Below are 17,454 nucleotides of genomic sequence, written 5' to 3' on the forward strand. Positions count from 1 at the left end.
GTTGTACAACACAACTCATGATGGGGCGTATCCCGACGACGAGCTGCGCCGCCTGCTCCAGTTACTCGTCCGGGCGGGTGGGCTGCTCGAACCGCGCGACTACGGCGGCTTGCGCATCTCGCTGTCGGAGGTGTTCGCCCTCGGCGAGCTGGCCGATGCGGGGACGCTCTCCCAGCAGGAACTGGCGGACCGGCTGGGCCTGGAGAAGAGCACGGTGAGCCGCCTGGCCGCGGGCATGGAGCGGCGCGGATGGCTCTCGCGTGAACGTGACCCGGCCAACCGCCGCTTCTACCGGCTCCGCCTCACCGCGGACGGCCTCGCCGCGGCCGGGCGGATCGGCGCAGAACTGCGTGCCGCGCACGACGGGCTGTTCGACGGGCTCACCGACGAGGAGCGCGCGGGCCTGCTGCTCGGGTTGACCGGTCTGGTCCGCGTTCTCCGGAACGGGAGCCGCGGGGGAGACCCGGCCGGCGGCCGGGACTGAGTCCGGGGCCGGGCCCGGCCCGCCGGCGCGCCCAAGGTGAGGCCCGACGGCCGGGTCGGTGCGCTCGGGGGCGTGGCTCGGCCGGGACGGTGGGCCCCGTGTGCTCGGGTGTGCGGTCCGGGGAGGCGCGCCAGGGGCCCGGGTTTCGTGTCATGGCCCAGGCCGGAGACCCTGTCGCAGGGCGGGCGCCCCATTGATCAGCAAAGGGTAACTATACGTTTTTGCTGCGCCACCCAAAGTCATGGCGTTAGCCTGCTCTCGGCACAGGCTGACGGAGGCGAGGGCGTGGTGGCGGAGGGCACGGTGGCCGTGGTCACCGGTGCGGCACAGGGCATCGGCGAGGCGGTGGCGCGGGCGCTCTGCGCGGCGGGCGCGGCCGTCGCCGCGCTCGACGTGAACGCCGAGCGGGTCGGGCGGGTCGCGGCCGAGCTCGGCACCGCGGTCGCCTACCCCTGCCAGGTCACCGACAGTGCCGCCGTCGACACCGTCGTCGCGCGCGTCGAGGCCGATCTCGGCCCGATCGGGTTGCTCGTCAACGTGGCCGGCGTCCCCTGCCCCGGACCGGCCGTCTCCGTCACCGACGAGGCCTGGGCGCGCGCCTTCGCCGTCAACGCCGGCGGCGTGTTCCACCTGTCCCGCGCGGTCGCCCGCCGGATGATCCCCCGCCGATCCGGGTCGATCATCACCATCGGGTCCAGTGCCGCGAGTGTCCCCCGGGTCGACATGTCGGCCTACGCCGCCTCCAAGGCCGCGGCCGTGCAGTTCACCCGGTGTCTCGGCCTGGAGCTCGCGCCATACGGCATCCGCTGCAACGTGGTGTCGCCCGGCTCCACCGACACTCCCATGCAGCGCGCGCTGTGGACCGGCGGCCACGACGCCCGCGCGGTCATCGAGGGGTCCCCGGCCCGGTTCCGGGTCGGCATCCCCCTCGGCCGGCTGGCCGACCCCGAGGATGTCGCGAACGCGGTCCTCTTCCTGGCCTCCGACCGTGCCAGGCACATCACCATGCACGACCTGTACGTCGACGGGGGCGCCGCGCTCCGGTCGTAGCGCACCCGGGCGCGCCCCCTCCCATCCCTTCGGATCCCCTCCCGACAGGAGAACCCCCACCATGTCGCCGAACCATGCCCTGACAATGCCCCGGACGTCCGACCTCCTCGGGGAGTACGAACCCGGTTCCTTCTTCTTCACCTCGCCGGCGCGGACCCTGCTGGCCCGCGGGGTCCGCCTGGAGGTCCCGGGCCCGGGGGCGGGGAGCCTGCCCGACCGCGTCGCCGCGACCCTGCGCGAGGTCGAGGAGCCCGGACTCCCCCGTCCTCTCGTGGTGGGCGCCATTCCCTTCCGCGACGACCGGCCCGCCCGGCTGCTGGTGCCCGCCGCCGTCCGCTGGACGACCCCCCCGGCCGGGGCGTCGTCCGTCCCCGAGCCGGTGCGGGGGATCTTCACCGGGTTCGGCCCGGTCCCCGACCCCGGTGACTACGTGCGCGGGGTGGAGAGGGCACTCGACAAGCTGACCACCGGGGAGCTCAAGAAGATCGTGCTGGCCCGCGCCCTGGACGTCACCTTGGGCCGCCCGGTCGACGTCGGGCAGGTCCTGCGCAACCTGGTCCGGCGCGATCCGCAGGCCTACGGCTACGCGGTCGACCTGCCCTCGCGCACCGCCGCACCCCGCACGCTCCTGGGAGCCAGTCCCGAGCTGCTCGTCTCCCGCGCCGGCCGGCGGGTCACGACGAACCCGCTGGCCGGGTCCGCGCCCCGCGACCCGGACCCCGCCGTCGACCGGGAGCGGGCGCGCTCCCTGCTCGCCTCCGACAAGGACCTGCGCGAGCACGCCCTGGTGATCGAGAGCGTGGTGGAGGCCCTGCGCCCGTACTGCCGTGACCTGTCCGTCCCGGCCGGGCCGTCGCTGCTGTCCACCGCGTCCATGTGGCACCTGTCGACCCGGATCACCGGCGTGCTCGACGATCCGGCGGTCACCTCGCTGGAGCTGGCCACCGTGCTGCACCCCACCCCGGCCGTCTGCGGCACACCCGCGGTCGCCGCCCGCCGGGCCATCGAGGAGATCGAGCCGTTCGACCGCGGCCTGTACGCCGGGCTGGTCGGCTGGTGTGACGCGGCCGGCGACGGCGAGTGGGTGGTGACCATCCGCTGTGCCGAGGTCGCCGACCACCGCCTCAGGCTGTTCGCCGGCGCGGGCATCGTCGCCGGGTCGGTACCGGAGACCGAGCTGGCCGAGACCACCGCCAAGTTCCGCACCATGCTCCGCGCCGTCGGCCTGGACCACGACCGCTGACCCGCCGCCCGCCGGGGGCTCCGGCCTGGCCCCGGACGCCGTCCGGCCCGGGGGCGCCGTCGCTGATCCCTCAAGGTAAAGGGGTAATGAGACCAAGCCTTCATATTCGGGCGGTTCACGTGCTCACCATTCTTTGTGACCCTGGTCCTATCCCCAGTAGTAGAGAGAACGGTGATGCGGAGGTTCGGTCCGGCCCTGGTGGTGCTCGGCGGTCTGTCCATGGGGGTCGCCGCGGTGGCTCCTGCCCTGGCGCACGAGCACCCCAGCGGGATCACCGACCTGGTGACCCCCGCGGTGGTGCGGATCGAGGCCACCGCGAAGGTGGACGTCACGCTGCTCGACCACGTCGGCGATCTCACGCAGGTGGAGCGTTCCTACCAGATCCCGATCGGCGCCGGCACCGGCACCGTGATCAACCCCGAGGGCGGCATCGTCACCCTCACCCGCGTGGTGGAGAGCGACCAGGACGCCCGGATCCTCGCCGCCAACAAGGTCTTCGCCGAGCACTTCAAGGTCGACCTCCCCGCCGACTTCAAGCGGCACTCGGTCCAGGACGACAACCTCAACGAGTCCCTGCAGGAGTGCTACCCGCCCAAGCAGGCCACCGCCACCTGTATCTTCGACGTCACCACTGAGATCAGGATCTTCCCCAACGTCGTCTTCCCGGACAGGGAGGGGTTCCGGGCGGAGGTCGCCCACGCGGGTGAGGCTCCCGACAGCCCGGCGGTGCTGAAGGCGGTCGGGCGGGCCGACGGCGGCGCGGGCCTGCCCACGGCGCCGCTGGCCGCCACGGTGCCGGCCAAGGATGGCGCGCCGGTGGCGGTCGCCGGGTTCACCGGCCGCCCGGCGGCGAACCTGCGGGAGACCGTCGACATCGCCCACCTGCGCGCGGGCGGCACCGGCGAGGGCGGCCGGCAGTTCAAGGACCCCGAGGGCAAGGTCAACGAGCCGGAGAAGCTGGGCGCCCTGGCCGACAGGGGGCTGCGCGGCGGCCCGGTGATCGAGGACAAGAAGGGCGAGGTCGTCGGGCTGCTGATCGGCGGGGGCGCGGACGCCCGGATGATCGGGGTCCGCGAGATCACCAAGGCGCTCGCCGAGGCGGGGGTGGCGCCCCGGCGCGGGCCGATCGACGTGGCCTTCGAGCAGGCGCTGACCCGGTTCCACACCCATTACTACGGTGATGCGGTCCCGGCCTTCCAGCGGGTGCTGGAGCTGTATCCGGGGCACACCGTGGCCGCGGCGCATCTGAAGACGTCCCAGGCCAAGCGCGGCACCGCCGAGGACGAGGGGGTGAAGGCCGTGACCGCTCCGGGGCCCGGTGCGGGGACGCCGCTGTGGCCGTTCCTCGCCGCCGGGGGCGCGCTGGTGCTGGCCGTGCTGGGGGCCGCGTTGCTGCTGTGGCGCCGCCGGTCGGCCGAGCCCGAGCCGGAGCCGGAGGGCGCCCTGGTCGGCGCCCCGCCGCCCGCACCGCAACGGCCGGGCCCGCCGCCCGCACCGCAACGGCCGGCCTTCGACGAGAAGGTCGATCCCACGGTCGTGGTCGGCCGATCCTTCCCCGCGCTGCCCAAGGTCTCCACCTCGCCCGGCCAGCCCGTGCTGGTCGCCCATGAGGCCGACGCCAAACCGGTCGAGACCCCGGTGCAGAAGTACTGCACGAGTTGCGGAATGCGGCTGGGCCCCGCCCACAGCTTCTGCGGCTACTGCGGCCAGTCCACCAAGATGTGATGTTCGTGAACGACAGGGCATTGATCGGGCAAGAGATAGCCGGCTACCACATTGAGGACATCATCGGCAAAGGCGGCATGGCCGTGGTCTACCTCGCGGTCGACCCACGGCTCAACCGCCGGGTGGCGTTGAAGATCCTCAACCCGCTCCTCGGCGAGGACGAGCGATTCCGTCAGCGGTTCGTCCTCGAATCCCGCACGGTCGCGAGCATCGACCACCCCAACATCATCCCGATCTACGAGGCCGACGCCGCCGACGACGGCACGCTCTACATCGCGATGCGCTATGTGGACGGTCCCGACCTGCGCAGGCTCTTCTACGACCGGGGCCCGATGCCGGTCGGCCAGGTGAACCGGATCTTCGCCCAGGTGGCCGCGGCGCTCGACACCGCGCACGCCCACGACCTGGTGCACCGCGACGTCAAGCCCGCCAACATCCTCATCGCCGCGCACACCGAGGGCGATCACGCCTACCTCACCGACTTCGGCATCACCAAACACCGCACCTCGATCTCGGGGCTGACCCAGACCGACCAGTTCATCGGCACCCCGCGGTACATGGCGCCGGAGCAGATCAACAAGGAGCGCATCGACGGCCGCTGCGACCAGTACGCCCTGGCGTGCGTGGTCTACGAGGCGCTGGCCGGGCGGCTGCCGTTCGAGCGCGACAACGAGATCGCCCTGCTCTGGGCCCACCTCGCCGAGGCGCCCACGCCGCTCACCACGCTCCGCCCCGAGCTTCCGCTCCAGGTCGACGGCGTCATGATGCGGGCCCTGGCCAAGTCGCCGGAGCAGCGCTTCGACACCTGCACCCAGTTCGTCGCCGAGTTGCGCGACGCGATCAGCGGGTCCGAGCACCCCTACCAGATCGCGCAGCAGCCCGCGGCGCCCGAGAAGGCGCCGAAGGCGCCGAGGCAGAAGCCGGGCAGGCGGAAGAAGGAGGAGGCTGCGGCCGGTCCCGGCTCCGCCGGGGTGCCCACCCGCGCGGCCGGCGCGAAGCCGGGACGGCGCGGCGGGAAGGGCATCCTCGTCGGCGCGGGTGTGGCGGTCACGGCGATCGTCGCGCTGGTGGCGCTGGTGGCGACGTTCCTGCGGGGCGGTGACGGCTGGGCGTCCTTCGCGGGCTCGCCCGCGGTGCCGATCGCGTTCCAGTATCCCGGTGACTGGACCCTCCAGCAGCATGCGGACGTGTTCGTGGTGGCCTCGCCACGGGCCGAGGAGTTCCGCACGCTCTTCGGCACGCCCGTCACCGCCGACTGGGCGACCGTGAACGAGACCATCAAGAGTTCCCCTGAGGAGGCCGTCGGCCTCTACGCGCAGACGCTCGACACCCTCGACCCCCGCAGCCAGCCCCAGCAGCTCCAGGAGACCCTGCAGTCGTCGCTGCCCGGCAAGGTCAGCGTCTTCTCCGAGATCGTCCAGGTGAGCGTGGGCGGGCAGCCCGCCGTGCGGATGGAGGGGTCGATCGCCGACCCGCAGCGCGGTGGGCAGCTCGACTTCACCGGCTGGGCGGTGGAACTGCCGGAGGAGCCCGCCCTGATGATCTACTTCTGCGCCCCCGGGAGGTGCGACGACGCGGTGGCCAACCGGTTCATCCGGAGCGTGTCGTTCAAGGCGTCCTGACTTGCGACCGACTTGTAAGCGGCTTGCCTGGGCGTTTTGTCCTATATGCAAGGTCGGCGGGAGGGCTTAGTCTCCCCGCATGGCGGTTCCCCTTCCCCCTCTCCGGCACGTACGCACGGTGCCGAGATCCGGCCTGCTGCCCGGCGCGGTGGCCTCGCCCGTCTCCTCCGGCCCGCGAGGCCGGCCCGCGCCCGGGGAGTGGTTTCCGCGTCCGCGCATCCCCGCCGGCCTCCGGGAAGATGCGGGTCCATGAGCCGATCACGTGACCTGTCGACCGGGCGAACCCGTGAACGAGGCGCCGAGCCGCCTGGCAAGGAGAAGAAGTGAGCATCCGCATCGTGATCGCCGACGACCAGGCGATGGTCCGCGCCGGGCTGAAGCTCGTCGTGGAGAGTGAAGCCGGCATGGAGGTGGTGGGCGAGGCCGCGGACGGGGTCGAGGCCGTCGCCGTGGCCCGTCGTACCAAGCCCGACATCGTCCTCATGGACATCTCGATGCCGCGCATGGACGGACTGACCGCCGCCCGGCAGCTGCTGGACTGGCCGGACCCGCCGAAGGTCGTCATGCTGACGACCTTCGACACCGACGAGAACCTCTACGCCGCGCTCCGCGCCGGGACCAGCGGCTTCCTGCTCAAGGTCTCGCCCCCCGAGCAGCTCGTGGACGCCATCCGGATCGTCGTCGGCGGTGACGCCCTGCTCGACCCGGCCGTCACCACCCGGGTCATCGCCTCCTTCGCCGGCCGCCACGATCCCGCACCCCCGCCGCAGCTGTCGGAGCTCACCCCGCGCGAGCTGGAGGTGCTGCGCTTCCTGGCCCGTGGCCTCACCAACGCCGAGATCGCGAGCAAGCTCTTCGTCGGCGAGGCCACGGTCAAGACCCACGTGGCGCGGGTGCTGATGAAGCTCCACCTGCGTGACCGCGCTCAGGCGGTGGTGTTCGCGTACGAGTCGGGCGTCGTCCGGCCGGGTGCCTCGGTCGGGTAGGACGAGACCCGTCGCTCCCGGCTCATCCTCTCCCCGAGCCGGCCGAGCATGCCCGTGGACCGCCCCGAGCAGGGCGGTCACGGGGCCGTGCTCGATCGCGGAAGCGCCGATGCGGCACACTCCGGCGACGCGCCGGCGCCGCGGGGCGGCGATCGGCGGCGCCCCCGGCGCGATGCGCCGGAAATCGGCGGAGTCATGGAACATGTGGGTCGCCCTTGGCCGTACGGGACCGTCACCAGGACGGTAGGCCGCCGGTCCGTGCCGGGTCGTCCGCCGCTGGGATGACCCGCCGTCCCCCGTACGAGGTAACGGCACGATCCGTCCGTACGTCACCGTTCACGTCATGCCCTCCCGGGCGGGCGACCCCGCCTCGCCGGACAGGGGCCGCTGCGATGCCGATGCAACTTCGGCGGACATACCGTCACTGCACTTCGGCTGGTCGGCCGGCCTCGGTCACGTCTTCACGAGGAGCACACAATGACGACGGACGTACAAGCGGCGTCAGGCGTTCTCACCAAACAGGATCTGCTTCGGCACTACCGCGTGATGCGCACCATCCGGGAGTTCGAGGAGAGGCTGCACTTCGAGTTCGCGACCGGTGAGATCCCCGGTTTCGTTCACCTGTACGCGGGTGAGGAGGCGATCGCCGCCGGTGTCTGCGCGAATCTCCGCGACGACGACTACATCGCCAGCACGCACCGCGGCCACGGTCACGCCATCGCCAAGGGCTGTGACGTCAAGGGCATGATGGCCGAGATCTACGGCAAGGCCACGGGGATCTGCCGAGGCAAGGGCGGCTCGATGCACATCGCCGACCTCGCGGTCGGCATGCTGGGCGCGAACGGGATCGTCGGCGGCGGCCCACCGCTGGTCTGCGGCGTCGGCCTCAAGGCCAGGGTGACCGGCACCGACCAGGTGGCGGTCTCGTTCACCGGCGACGGCGGCTCCAACCAGGGCACGTTCCTGGAGAGCCTCAACCTGGCCACGGTGTGGAACCTGCCGGTCGTCTTCGTGGTGGAGAACAACGGCTACGCGGAGGCCACGTCGTCGATGTTCCACCAGGCCGGGATCGAGGTCGCCAGGCGGGCCGAGGGCTTCGGCCTGCCCGGCGTGGTGGTCGACGGGCACGACTTCTTCGCCGTGTACGAGGCGACGCGCGAGGCCGTGGCGCGGGCGCGCTCGGGCGGCGGCCCGTCGCTGATCGAGTGCAAGGTGCTCCGCTACTACGGGCACTTCGAGGGCGACCAGCAGACGTACCGGGATCCCGGGGAGGTCGAGAACGCCCGCGCGACCAAGGACTGCCTCCTGCTGTTCGAGCGGCGCGCGGTGGGCGCCGGGCTCGTCGGCGAGGACGAGCTGCGGACGATCGACGGGGAGATCGCGACGTTGGTCGACGAGGCGGTCGCCGAGGCGAAGCGGGCGCCCGACCCGGCTCTCGACGCCGTCCTGACCGACGTCTACGTCTCGTACTGACGGGAGATCCCGATGACACGCAAGATCACGTACCAGCAGGCGATCAACGAGGCGCTCGCGCAGGAGATGCGCCGCGACCCGACCGTCGTCGTGTTCGGCGAGGACGTCGCCGGCGGCATGGGCACCGACCAGGAGAAGGACGCCTGGGGCGGCGTGCTCGGCGTCACCAAGGGGCTGTGGCCGGAGTTCCCCGACCGGGTGCTGGACACGCCGATCAGCGAGTCCGCGTACATCGGAGCGGCGGCGGGCGCGGCCTCGTCCGGTCTGCGGCCGGTCGCGGAACTCATGTTCGTCGACTTCATGGGGGTCTGCTTCGACCAGATCTTCAACCAGGCGGCGAAGTTCAGGTACATGTTCGGCGGCAAGGCGGAGACGCCGATGGTGATCCGCACGATGTACGGCGCCGGTATCCGGGCCGCCTCGCAGCACTCGCAGAGCCTCTACCCGCTCTTCACGCACATCCCGGGGCTCAAGGTCGTGCTGCCGTCGACCCCGTACGACGCCAAGGGCCTGCTGATCCAGGCGATCCGCGACAACGATCCGGTGATCTTCTTCGAGCACAAGGTGCTCTACACGTTGCAGGGTGAGGTGCCCGAGGAGCCGTACGTCGTGCCCTTCGGCGAGGCGGACATCGTCCGTGACGGCGACGACGTCACGATCGTGGCGCTGGGGCGCATGGTGCACATGGCCACGGAAGCCGCGGACACGCTCGCGGCCGAAGGCGTGAGCTGCGAGGTGATCGACCCGCGCACCACCTCGCCGCTCGATGAGGAGACCATCCTCGAGAGCGTCGGGCGCACCGGCAGGCTCGTCGTCGTGGACGAGGCCGGCCCACGCTGCGGCATGGCGGCCGACATCGCCTCGCTCGTCGCCACCCGGGCGTTCGACGCGCTGCGCGCCCCCGTCCGAACCGTGACGCCGCCGCACACCCCGGTCCCGTTCAGCCCGGTGCTCGAGGACGTCTACGTGCCGGACGCCGTCTGCGTGGTGGAGGCCGTCCGCTCGATCACCGTGCGGGAGCCCGCGTGAGCGGGCGAACGGGTGGGCGCGGCAGCGGAATACGAACGCTGCCGGTGAAGGAGGCATCGTGAGTGACGTGCAGCCGATCGGCATGCCCAAGTGGGGCCTGTCGATGACGCGAGGCCAGGTCGACGCCTGGATCGTCGACGTGGGTGACGAGATCTCCGTCGGCGACGACGTCGTGGAGGTGGAGACCGAGAAGATCAACGGGGTGATCGAGTCCCCGGTGAGCGGCGTCGTGCGGCGGCGCGTCGTCGAGAAGGGGGATTGGGTGCCGGTCGGCGGGCTGCTCGCCGTGGTCGCCGACCCCTCCGTGCCGGAGGAGGAGATCGACCGGTTCGTCGAGGAGTTCCAGGCCGGTCTCGTCCCGGCGGAGGAGGACGGGGAGACCGCCGGGGACGGCCCGGAGACCACCGAGGTGGGCGGCCGGACCATCCGGTACATCCGGCGGGGCGAGACCGGCGACCCCGTCGTCCTGGTGCACGGCTTCGGCGGCGACCTCAACAACTGGCTGTTCACCATCCCCGCTCTGGCGGAACGGCACCGCGTCTACGCGCTCGACCTGCCCGGGCACGGCGGTTCCGCGAAGGACGTGGAGCCGGGCGGCCTGGACGCGCTCGCGCAGACGCTGCTCGGCTTCCTGGCGGTGAACGGGATCGACCGGGCGCATCTGGTCGGGCACTCCATGGGCGGGCTGGTGGCCATGGCGGCGGCGCTGCGGGCCCCGCGGCACGCCGCGTCGCTCACCCTGATCGGCAGCGCCGGCTTCGGCACCGAGATGGACGCCGCCTACATCGACGGCTTCGTCGGCGCCGGCAACCGCCGGGAGCTCAAACCCGTGCTGCAACGCCTGTTCGCCGACCCGGAGCTGGTCACCCGCCAGCTCGTCGACGACGTCCTGAGATACAAGCGGCTCGACGGCGTCGACGCGGCGCTCCGGCTGCTGGCCGACCGGTTGTTCCCCGGCGGCGCGCAGCGGCACGTGCTGATCGGCGACGTCGGCGGGCTCGGCCTTCCGACGCTGGTCGTCTGGGGTGACCGCGATCAGGTCATCCCGCCGTCGCACGCGGGGAACGCCCCGGCGGGCGCCCGGGTCAGCGTGCTCGAAGGCGTCGGGCACTCCCCGCACATGGAGCGGGCCAACGACGTCAACCGCCTGCTGGAGGGCTTCCTCACCGGACTCCCCGACCTTTCCGGCACGTGACCCCCGCCGGCGGGGCCCGGCCCTCAGGGGCCCCGCCGGCGGCCCCACCCCATGGACGATCAGGCTTCGTGAGAGGAGTCCAGAGCACGATGAAGGCAGCCAGATTCCACGGTCCGGGTGACATCCGCGTCGAGGAGGTCCCCGAGCCCGAGGTCCGCCCGGGGACGGTGAAGGTACGCGTGGAGTGGTGCGGCATCTGCGGCACCGACCTGCACGAGTATCTGGAGGGCCCGATCCTCATCCCCGCCCCGGGGAGCCCGCACCCGCTCACGGGCGAGGAACCACCGGTGATCATGGGCCACGAGTTCGCCGGCGTCGTCGCCGAGGTCGGGCCGGGCGTCACCGGTCTCGCCGAGGGCGACCGGGTGGCGGTGGAGCCGTACCACACCTGCGGGAAATGCCCCGCCTGCCTGGCGGGCCGGTACAACGTCTGCCGCTCTCTCGGTTTCGTCGGTCTGGCCGGGGGCGGCGGCGGCTTCGCCGAGTACTGCGTCGTGGACGCCACCAGGGCGCACCCGCTCGGCGGGATCCCCACGGATCTCGGCGCCCTCGTCGAGCCGCTCGCCGTCGGCTACCACGCCGTACGGCTGTCCGGCGTGCGGCCCGGCCAGACCGCGGTGGTTTTCGGCTCCGGACCGATCGGGCTGGTCACCACGGCCTGCCTGCGCGCGGCCGGGGCCGGGCGCGTCATCGTCGTCGAACCCGCCGCGGCGCGCAAGGCGAAGGCGCCCGGCGCGGGAGCGGACGTCGTGCTGGACCCGGCCGAGACCGACGTGCCCGCGGCCGTCGCCGACCTGACCGGCGGCGCCGGTGCCGACGTCGCGTTCGAGTGCGCCGGACTCGACGCCGTGCTCGCCCAGGCGATCTCGTCCGTGCGGGCGGGCGGCACGGTGGTGAACGTGGCCATCTGGGGCCATCCGGCGACTCTCCAGATGAACGACCTGGTGATGAAGGAGGTCAGCGTCCTGGGCACGCTCGCCTACTGCGACGACCACCCGGACACGATCCGGCTGCTGGCCGACGGGAAGGTCGACGCGGGGCGGTTCATCACCGCGCGGGTCCCGCTGGACGACATCGTCGACGGGGGGTTCCGCGAACTGATCGGCAACAAGGACGAGCACGTCAAGATCCTCATCCGGCCGTGACCGGGGTCCGTCCCGGCCGGGTGGCCCACTCCGGCTCCGGGCCGGGGCGGCCTGCTTCCCCGGGGCGCGCCGCGTCAGCGCGGCCGTCGCGTGGGTGGGGCGCCGGTGCCCGGCCTCGCCGGGGAGTGCCGCAACCGCTGCAGCAGACGGGCTTCGTGGGCCGCCTGGGCGCACAGACGGTCGTACCGGGCGACGACCGCGGCCCGCCGCGGGTCCGCGGGCGGGAGCAGCCTCAGCAGCCGGGACAGCGCCTCCAGGTCCTCCCGGCCCTCGTCGAGTTCCGTCCAGCGCAGCACGGCCGCCGCGTCACCGCGGTCGATGACCGTCCGCCGGACGGCGGCCGTCAGCTCCTCCCGCTCGTCCCGCACCGCCGGCGCGTCCGACAGCGGCAGCAGGGCACCGCGGTACTCGTCGAGGACGTCCGCGACACGCCCGGTGCCGAGCAGGTTCCGGGCGGTGACGAAGTCCGCCTCGACCGCCGCCGTCAGGCGGTACGGCTTCGCCTCGACGACACCGCCGAGCAACGCGCGCAGGCGGTGCATCTCGGCGCGCACGGTCACCGGGTTCCCCGCGTCCCCGTAGAGGTACGCGGCGAGCTGGTCGGCGGTGAGCCCTTTCGGGTGCAGCGCCAGCATGGCGAGCAACTCGGCGTGCCGCAGTGTCAGCGGCGTGGGCCGCCCGGCGAGTACGGCCATCGGCGGGTCGGCGCCCAGGAAGGTGAGCTTCAGGGTGGGCCGGGACGTCCGGGTGGCGTGTCCCGGTTCCGCGGACCGGACCAGGAAGCCGCCGCGGATCGGTTCGGCCACCGCGAGATCGCCGCTCGGCAGCAGGCATTCGCCGCCTTCCGCCGGGACGTCGAGGCGGCCCTCGACCCATCCCGCGGGCGAGGTGGCGAGAATGCGCCCCGACGCGTTCAGGAGCGCGCCGGGCGCGCCGCGCAACCGGTCGAGATGGACCATGTTCCGCTGGCGGAGCCGCTCGTCGCGTGCGGTCATGCGGATGCGCAGATGCTCCTCGGCGAGCCGGGCCGCCGCGTTGACGAGCGCGGAGGTCGCCGGGTGGATCGTCTGGAACGGCCCGCTGACGTCGACCACCCCGAGGACGGCGCCGGTGTCGGGGTCGTGCACGGGCGCCGCCGCGCACGTCCAGACATGCTGGCCGCTGGCGTAGTGCTCGGAGGCGTAGATCTGCACGGGGCGGTCGATCGCCAGCGCCGTGCCGATCGCGTTGGTGCCCACGGTGTCCTCGGCCCACCGCACGCCCTCGACGAACTGGAAGCGGTCGGCCAGCCGCCGCACGTCCGACTGGCCGTCCATCCACAGCACGTGGCCCTGCACGTCGGTGACGACCATGACGTGCAGGGCCTCCTCGGCGACGCAGAGGAGCGTGGAGCGCAGCAGCGGGAGCACCTGGGCCAGCGGATGCCCCGCCCGCATCTCGTAGACCGTCTTGGCGTCGAACGTGCTCAGCGACCGCGGCCTGTCCGGGTCGAGGCCGGCGCGCAGGCAGCGCTGCCACGACTCGGAGACCACCGGGCGGGGAACCACCGCGGTGCGGTCGCCGTTGAGGACGGCGTGCCTGACCTCGGCGAGAAGGGGGGCGAGGCCCACCGCGTCGGTCGCGATCCGGACGGCGGACAACTGCTGGTCCGAGCCCATCGATACCTCCCCACCTCAGGATGTGATCGAGGCGACACACACAGGCCCCGATCAATCGATGATGGCTTCCCCGTAACCTCGCCGACAAGGCTACGCAACGCGGATGCAACCTTGGCCGGTGTGCCCGGCCTGCCCGGACCCGGTACCGCCACCGCCGGAAACGGGCGCCGGCCGGGGCGCGGCGGGATGGACGCGTCATCGCGGTGACGCGCAGGAAGCCGCGTCCGGTGCCGGGGCGGGGGAGCGGTGGGAGGTCCATGCCTCCCGGTCCGTCCGGAGGACCGTGATCCCGAGCCGGCCCAGGGAGAACGCCCAGAGGAACGGCAGCACCGGTTGCACTATCGCTATGGCGAGCAGCAGGAAGAACGTTATCCCCAGGTAGAGGGGCACCCATGAGGCCGCGAAGATGAGCGGGACCAACCCGTGGACGATTCTCGCCCGCCACATGCCGATCAGCAGGAGCAGCAAACCCCCGTCGGCGAACAGCATCAGGACCAGGAAGACGTTCTCGAGCAGCGGAGAGCCGCCCGGGGACGCCCCGCCCAACGCGTTCGGCATCAGATCTTCGACCAGGGCGATGGCCAGGGGGACGGCGGTGCCGACGACGGCCAGCCATCCGGCCAGGCGCCAGACCGGCGCTCTGCGGCGCATCAGGTGCAGCAGGCCGAGAATCGCTACGGGCAGCATCAGGCCGCTCACGTAGGACAGCAGGATCACGCCGAGCCCGGCGGGGTCCGGGGGCTCGACCAGGGAGAAGGCCACCGAGGACAGCGCGGTGGCGATCAGCAGTACGCCGGTGCCGACGTGCCGCAGGCCGGCTGCGTTCTTGAGCATGTGTCTTCTCGCTGGCGTGTCCGCGTGCCGTCGCGCGGAACGGTAGATCAGCGCTCTTCGCCGGGGCGTCCGCCCGCGGGTTGATCCGGCGTCCCCACGCGGGTTGATCCACCGTCCTCGGGAGAGCCGGTTCACCGCCCCCCGCGTGAGCCGACCGTGCCCCTCCGCAGGTCGTGCCGTAAGGGGTGTGCCAAAAATCAGGATGGTTGTGTATATTTTCCGTCGTTGAGTCCCATCCGAAGGAGGATTTATCGTGACGGCTTTCCCGCGGGTGCTGTTCGATGAGGCCCACAGCGAGTCGTGGACCATACGGCGGGACGTGGCCGAGACGATGAATCCCGGCCACCCCGACGACAGCAGCTACGCCCGTGCCGCCGAGACCCTGCGCCGCCTCGGCCACACCGTCACCGCGCACACCGGGGGCCCGCTGACCCCGGCCCTGCTCGGCGCGGTCGACGTCTTCGTGGTCGCGCACCCGTCCGCCGAGCACTGGGAGCGCACCACCGGCCTGGGCAGCCCCGTCCTGCCCGTCGAGGAGCTCGACGCGATCGAGGAGTACGTCAGCGAGGGCGGCGGGCTGGTCGTCCTGGCCGAGTACGAGCAGGACAAGTACGGCAGCAACCTCACCGAGCTGCTCGCCCGCTTCGGCGTCGGCGTCGAGCACACCCTCGTCCAGGACCCCCGCAACGCCCACAACGGTGTCGCCTCCTGGGTCCTCGGCGTCCCCGGCGACACCGGCGCCGCCGCCGACACGGCGGGTCAGGACCTCCTCGCGGGAGCCCGCCGCGCCTGCTTCTACCGGTCCGGCGTGCTCACCGCCCCCGGGCACGCGGCCGTGCTGTTCCGCACCTCGCCCACCGCGACCCCCGCGGGCCGCCCGCTGGCGGTGGCCGTACGGCACGGCAGGGGCCGGGTCGTGGTCGTCGCCGACTCCGACCTGTTCGGTGACGACTCGATCGGCGACTACGACCACGCCACGCTCTGGGGCAACCTCGTCACCTGGGTCGCCCGGGTCCCCGCCCCCGGGGCCGCGAAGGGCTCGCCGGAGGCGCGGGCCGCCTTCCAGGGGCTCAAGGACGCGATCGAGCGGCTCAAGCCGCTCCAGGCCAAGGACGGCTCCATCGAGGGCGACCGGAAGGTGGCGGCGGAGCTGGTCTCCGAGATCGCCGACCACGTCGTACGCCTCGCGCCGCGTTTCCCGCACGACGAGGCCTACCTCGCCGCCGTCGTCGCCGACCTGCGCAAGTGGGTCGAGCAGGGCCTGGGCGTGCCCGACTTCCTCGACTCGCTCGACGCCTTCCACCCCGACGCCCAGCGGGTCGACGGTCTGGAGCACCTGGTCGTCTTCCCGATGTACACGCAGAACGGCACGACCTTCCGGTACCTGGAGGCCGTGTGGATCCGGACCGTCTGGCCCGAGTGGCTGGCCGAGCTGGAGCGGACCCGGTACGACAACCCGATGTTCGTGCCGATCGCCTTCGAGGACTTCACCTCCGGCTACGACACCAACTCCGCGGTGCTCTTCCCCGAGACCGTCGCGGTCCGCCAGACCCCGGCCCGCTTCACCTGGGGCGGCATCTTCTGCGACCGCGAGGCCGCCCGCTTCCGCAAGGTCGGCCGCGCCGCCGCCGACACGCTCAAGCTGGCCCTGCCGCCGGACGCGGCCCGGCTGCTGGACTCCCAGGAACTGGCCCAGGACACCTTCGTGCTCTGGGACCTCGTCCACGACCGCACGCACAGCCACGGCGACCTGCCGTTCGACCCCTTCATGATCAAGCAGCGCATGCCGTACTGGCTGTACTCGCTGGAGGAGCTCCGCTGCGACCTGACCGCGTTCGGCGAGGCCGTGAAACTGGAGCGGGAGGGCGTGCCGCACGCCCGCTACGTCCAGCTGGCGATTCTGTTCGACCGGCTGTTCCGCTTCCCGATCACCGGTGACCGGGTCCGCAACTACGACGGCCTGGGCGGCCAGCTGCTCTTCGCCTACCTGCACCGCAACGACGTCGTCCGGTGGACCGACAACCGCCTGAGCGTCGACTGGGACCGGCTCGCCGACGGTGTCGCCGACCTGCGCGCCGAGGTCGAGAAGCTCTACCGGGACGGCATCGACCGCGCCAAGCTCGCCCACTGGCTGGCCGCGCACCAGCTCGTCGCCTCCTACGTCGAGCCGCACCCGGCCTCGGTCTGGGCGCGCGGCGTGGCGGCGCTCCCGACGGAGGGCTTCCCGAAGGCCGTGGTCGACGCGGTGCTGCCCGACGAGTTCCCCCTGAGCATGTTCTACGAGGCCCTGCGCCGTAAGCTCGGCGATGTCGTCGAGTCCACGAAGGGGATCCGGGCATGATCATTCTTGTTGCCGGCGCGGCCGGCCCCGCGGGCCAGGCCGTCGTCCGCCGGTTCACCGGCCAGGGGCACACGGTCATCGGCGTCGACAAGTCCGGCGCGGACGGAACGCTCGCGGTGGACCTCCTCGACGCCGAGGCCGTGCGGAAGCTGGCCGAGGACATCAAGGCCGAGCACGGCCACCTGGACGGGGTCGTGCACCTGGTCGGCGGCTGGCGCGGGTCCAAGACCTTCGCCGAGACGTCGCTGGACGACTGGGCGCTCCTGCACGACCTGCTGATCCGCACCCTCCAGCACGTCACGCTCGCCGTCGAGCCGCTGCTCAAGGCCAGTGAGCGCGGCCGGTTCGCCATCGTCTCGGCGAAGGCGGCCGAGCGGCCGACCCAGGGCAACGCGGCCTACGCCGCGGCCAAGGCCGCCGCGGAGGCCTGGACCCTGGCCTTCGCCGACGCCCTGGAGGGCACCTCCGCCACCGCGAACATCCTGGTCGTCAAGGCGCTGGTGCACGACGGCATGCGTGCCGCGTCCCCGGACAAGACCTTCCCCGGCTTCACCGACGTCGGCGACCTCGCCGCGGCCGTCGAGGCCCTGTGGGACACCGACGCCAACGGCACCCGGGTCGACCTCACCGGCTGACCCGGCGGGCACGACCGGCGCGGTGGACGAGTAC

Annotated in this window: 14 protein-coding genes; 12 read left to right on the forward strand and 2 right to left on the reverse strand. The window is 72.3% G+C overall.

Annotated elements, in window-relative coordinates:
- Window position 1: 1 nt before the first annotated feature.
- The 10 genes from ABD841_RS04340 to ABD841_RS04385 all read left to right on the forward strand — a co-directional run bounded on the left by ABD841_RS04340 (window position 2) and on the right by ABD841_RS04385 (window position 11,952).
- A complete protein-coding gene (locus ABD841_RS04340) occupies window positions 2-484 on the forward strand; it encodes a MarR family winged helix-turn-helix transcriptional regulator (RefSeq protein ID WP_344968063.1) in 483 nt (160 codons plus the stop codon).
- Window positions 485-772: 288 nt separating this feature from the next.
- Entirely contained in the window at window positions 773-1,534 is a 762-nt protein-coding gene (locus tag ABD841_RS04345; protein WP_344968064.1) for a 2,3-dihydro-2,3-dihydroxybenzoate dehydrogenase, read from the forward strand.
- Between the two features lie 85 nt (window positions 1,535-1,619).
- Window positions 1,620-2,777, forward strand: a complete 1,158-nt coding sequence (dhbC, locus tag ABD841_RS04350) for an isochorismate synthase DhbC (protein ID WP_344968066.1) — start codon at window positions 1,620-1,622, stop codon at window positions 2,775-2,777.
- Window positions 2,778-2,951: 174 nt separating this feature from the next.
- Entirely contained in the window at window positions 2,952-4,502 is a 1,551-nt protein-coding gene (locus tag ABD841_RS04355) for a hypothetical protein (RefSeq protein WP_344968068.1), read from the forward strand.
- Entirely contained in the window at window positions 4,502-6,124 is a 1,623-nt protein-coding gene (locus ABD841_RS04360; RefSeq protein WP_344968070.1) for a serine/threonine-protein kinase, read from the forward strand. The genes ABD841_RS04355 and ABD841_RS04360 overlap by 1 nt, the downstream gene beginning before the upstream one ends.
- Before the next feature lie 323 nt (window positions 6,125-6,447).
- Window positions 6,448-7,110 (forward strand): response regulator, encoded by a 663-nt coding sequence (locus tag ABD841_RS04365; RefSeq protein ID WP_344968072.1) that lies wholly within the window; start codon window positions 6,448-6,450, stop codon window positions 7,108-7,110.
- A 477-nt stretch (window positions 7,111-7,587) separates the two neighbouring features.
- A complete protein-coding gene (locus ABD841_RS04370; RefSeq protein ID WP_344968073.1) occupies window positions 7,588-8,583 on the forward strand; it encodes a thiamine pyrophosphate-dependent dehydrogenase E1 component subunit alpha in 996 nt (331 codons plus the stop codon).
- 12 nt (window positions 8,584-8,595) lie between these two features.
- A complete protein-coding gene (locus ABD841_RS04375; protein ID WP_344968075.1) occupies window positions 8,596-9,612 on the forward strand; it encodes an alpha-ketoacid dehydrogenase subunit beta in 1,017 nt (338 codons plus the stop codon).
- A 58-nt stretch (window positions 9,613-9,670) separates the two neighbouring features.
- Window positions 9,671-10,807, forward strand: a complete 1,137-nt coding sequence (locus tag ABD841_RS04380; RefSeq protein ID WP_344968077.1) for an acetoin dehydrogenase dihydrolipoyllysine-residue acetyltransferase subunit — start codon at window positions 9,671-9,673, stop codon at window positions 10,805-10,807.
- 89 nt (window positions 10,808-10,896) lie between these two features.
- The gene (locus ABD841_RS04385; RefSeq protein ID WP_344968079.1) at window positions 10,897-11,952 is read left to right on the forward strand and encodes a 2,3-butanediol dehydrogenase; all 1,056 of its coding nucleotides are present in this window, start codon (window positions 10,897-10,899) and stop codon (window positions 11,950-11,952) included.
- A gap of 74 nt (window positions 11,953-12,026) precedes the next feature.
- On the opposite strand, the gene ABD841_RS04390 is transcribed toward ABD841_RS04385, so the two are convergent.
- Window positions 12,027-13,610, reverse strand: a complete 1,584-nt coding sequence (locus tag ABD841_RS04390) for a GAF domain-containing protein (protein WP_344968081.1) — start codon at window positions 13,608-13,610, stop codon at window positions 12,027-12,029.
- Between the two features lie 195 nt (window positions 13,611-13,805).
- Window positions 13,806-14,444, reverse strand: a complete 639-nt coding sequence (locus ABD841_RS04395; RefSeq protein WP_344968083.1) for a hypothetical protein — start codon at window positions 14,442-14,444, stop codon at window positions 13,806-13,808.
- A 253-nt stretch (window positions 14,445-14,697) separates the two neighbouring features.
- Between ABD841_RS04395 and ABD841_RS04400 the strand changes: the two genes are divergently transcribed.
- Together ABD841_RS04400 and ABD841_RS04405 are read left to right on the forward strand one after the other, a co-directional pair.
- Window positions 14,698-16,785 (forward strand): DUF6421 family protein, encoded by a 2,088-nt coding sequence (locus ABD841_RS04400; protein ID WP_344968085.1) that lies wholly within the window; start codon window positions 14,698-14,700, stop codon window positions 16,783-16,785.
- Window positions 16,782-17,420 carry an SDR family NAD(P)-dependent oxidoreductase gene (locus tag ABD841_RS04405; protein WP_344968087.1) on the forward strand — a complete coding sequence of 213 codons (639 nt, stop codon included), beginning with the start codon at window positions 16,782-16,784 and terminating at the stop codon, window positions 17,418-17,420. Before ABD841_RS04400 ends, ABD841_RS04405 begins: the two co-directional genes overlap by 4 nt.
- Window positions 17,421-17,454: the final 34 nt, after the last annotated feature.

This window comes from Streptosporangium fragile (genome assembly GCF_039534445.1).
GTDB lineage: Bacteria > Actinomycetota > Actinomycetes > Streptosporangiales > Streptosporangiaceae > Streptosporangium > Streptosporangium fragile.

Coding starts and splice junctions, on each gene's coding strand:
- ABD841_RS04355 (WP_344968068.1), top strand. CDS start 2,952: ATGCGGAGGTTCGGTCCGGCCCTGGTGGTGCTCGGCGGTCTGTCCATG.
- ABD841_RS04375 (WP_344968075.1), top strand. CDS start 8,596: ATGACACGCAAGATCACGTACCAGCAGGCGATCAACGAGGCGCTCGCG.
- ABD841_RS04405 (WP_344968087.1), top strand. CDS start 16,782: ATGATCATTCTTGTTGCCGGCGCGGCCGGCCCCGCGGGCCAGGCCGTC.
- ABD841_RS04360 (WP_344968070.1), top strand. CDS start 4,502: ATGTTCGTGAACGACAGGGCATTGATCGGGCAAGAGATAGCCGGCTAC.
- ABD841_RS04385 (WP_344968079.1), top strand. CDS start 10,897: ATGAAGGCAGCCAGATTCCACGGTCCGGGTGACATCCGCGTCGAGGAG.
- ABD841_RS04390 (WP_344968081.1), bottom strand. CDS start 13,610: ATGGGCTCGGACCAGCAGTTGTCCGCCGTCCGGATCGCGACCGACGCG.
- ABD841_RS04395 (WP_344968083.1), bottom strand. CDS start 14,444: ATGCTCAAGAACGCAGCCGGCCTGCGGCACGTCGGCACCGGCGTACTG.
- dhbC (WP_344968066.1), top strand. CDS start 1,620: ATGCCCCGGACGTCCGACCTCCTCGGGGAGTACGAACCCGGTTCCTTC.
- ABD841_RS04370 (WP_344968073.1), top strand. CDS start 7,588: ATGACGACGGACGTACAAGCGGCGTCAGGCGTTCTCACCAAACAGGAT.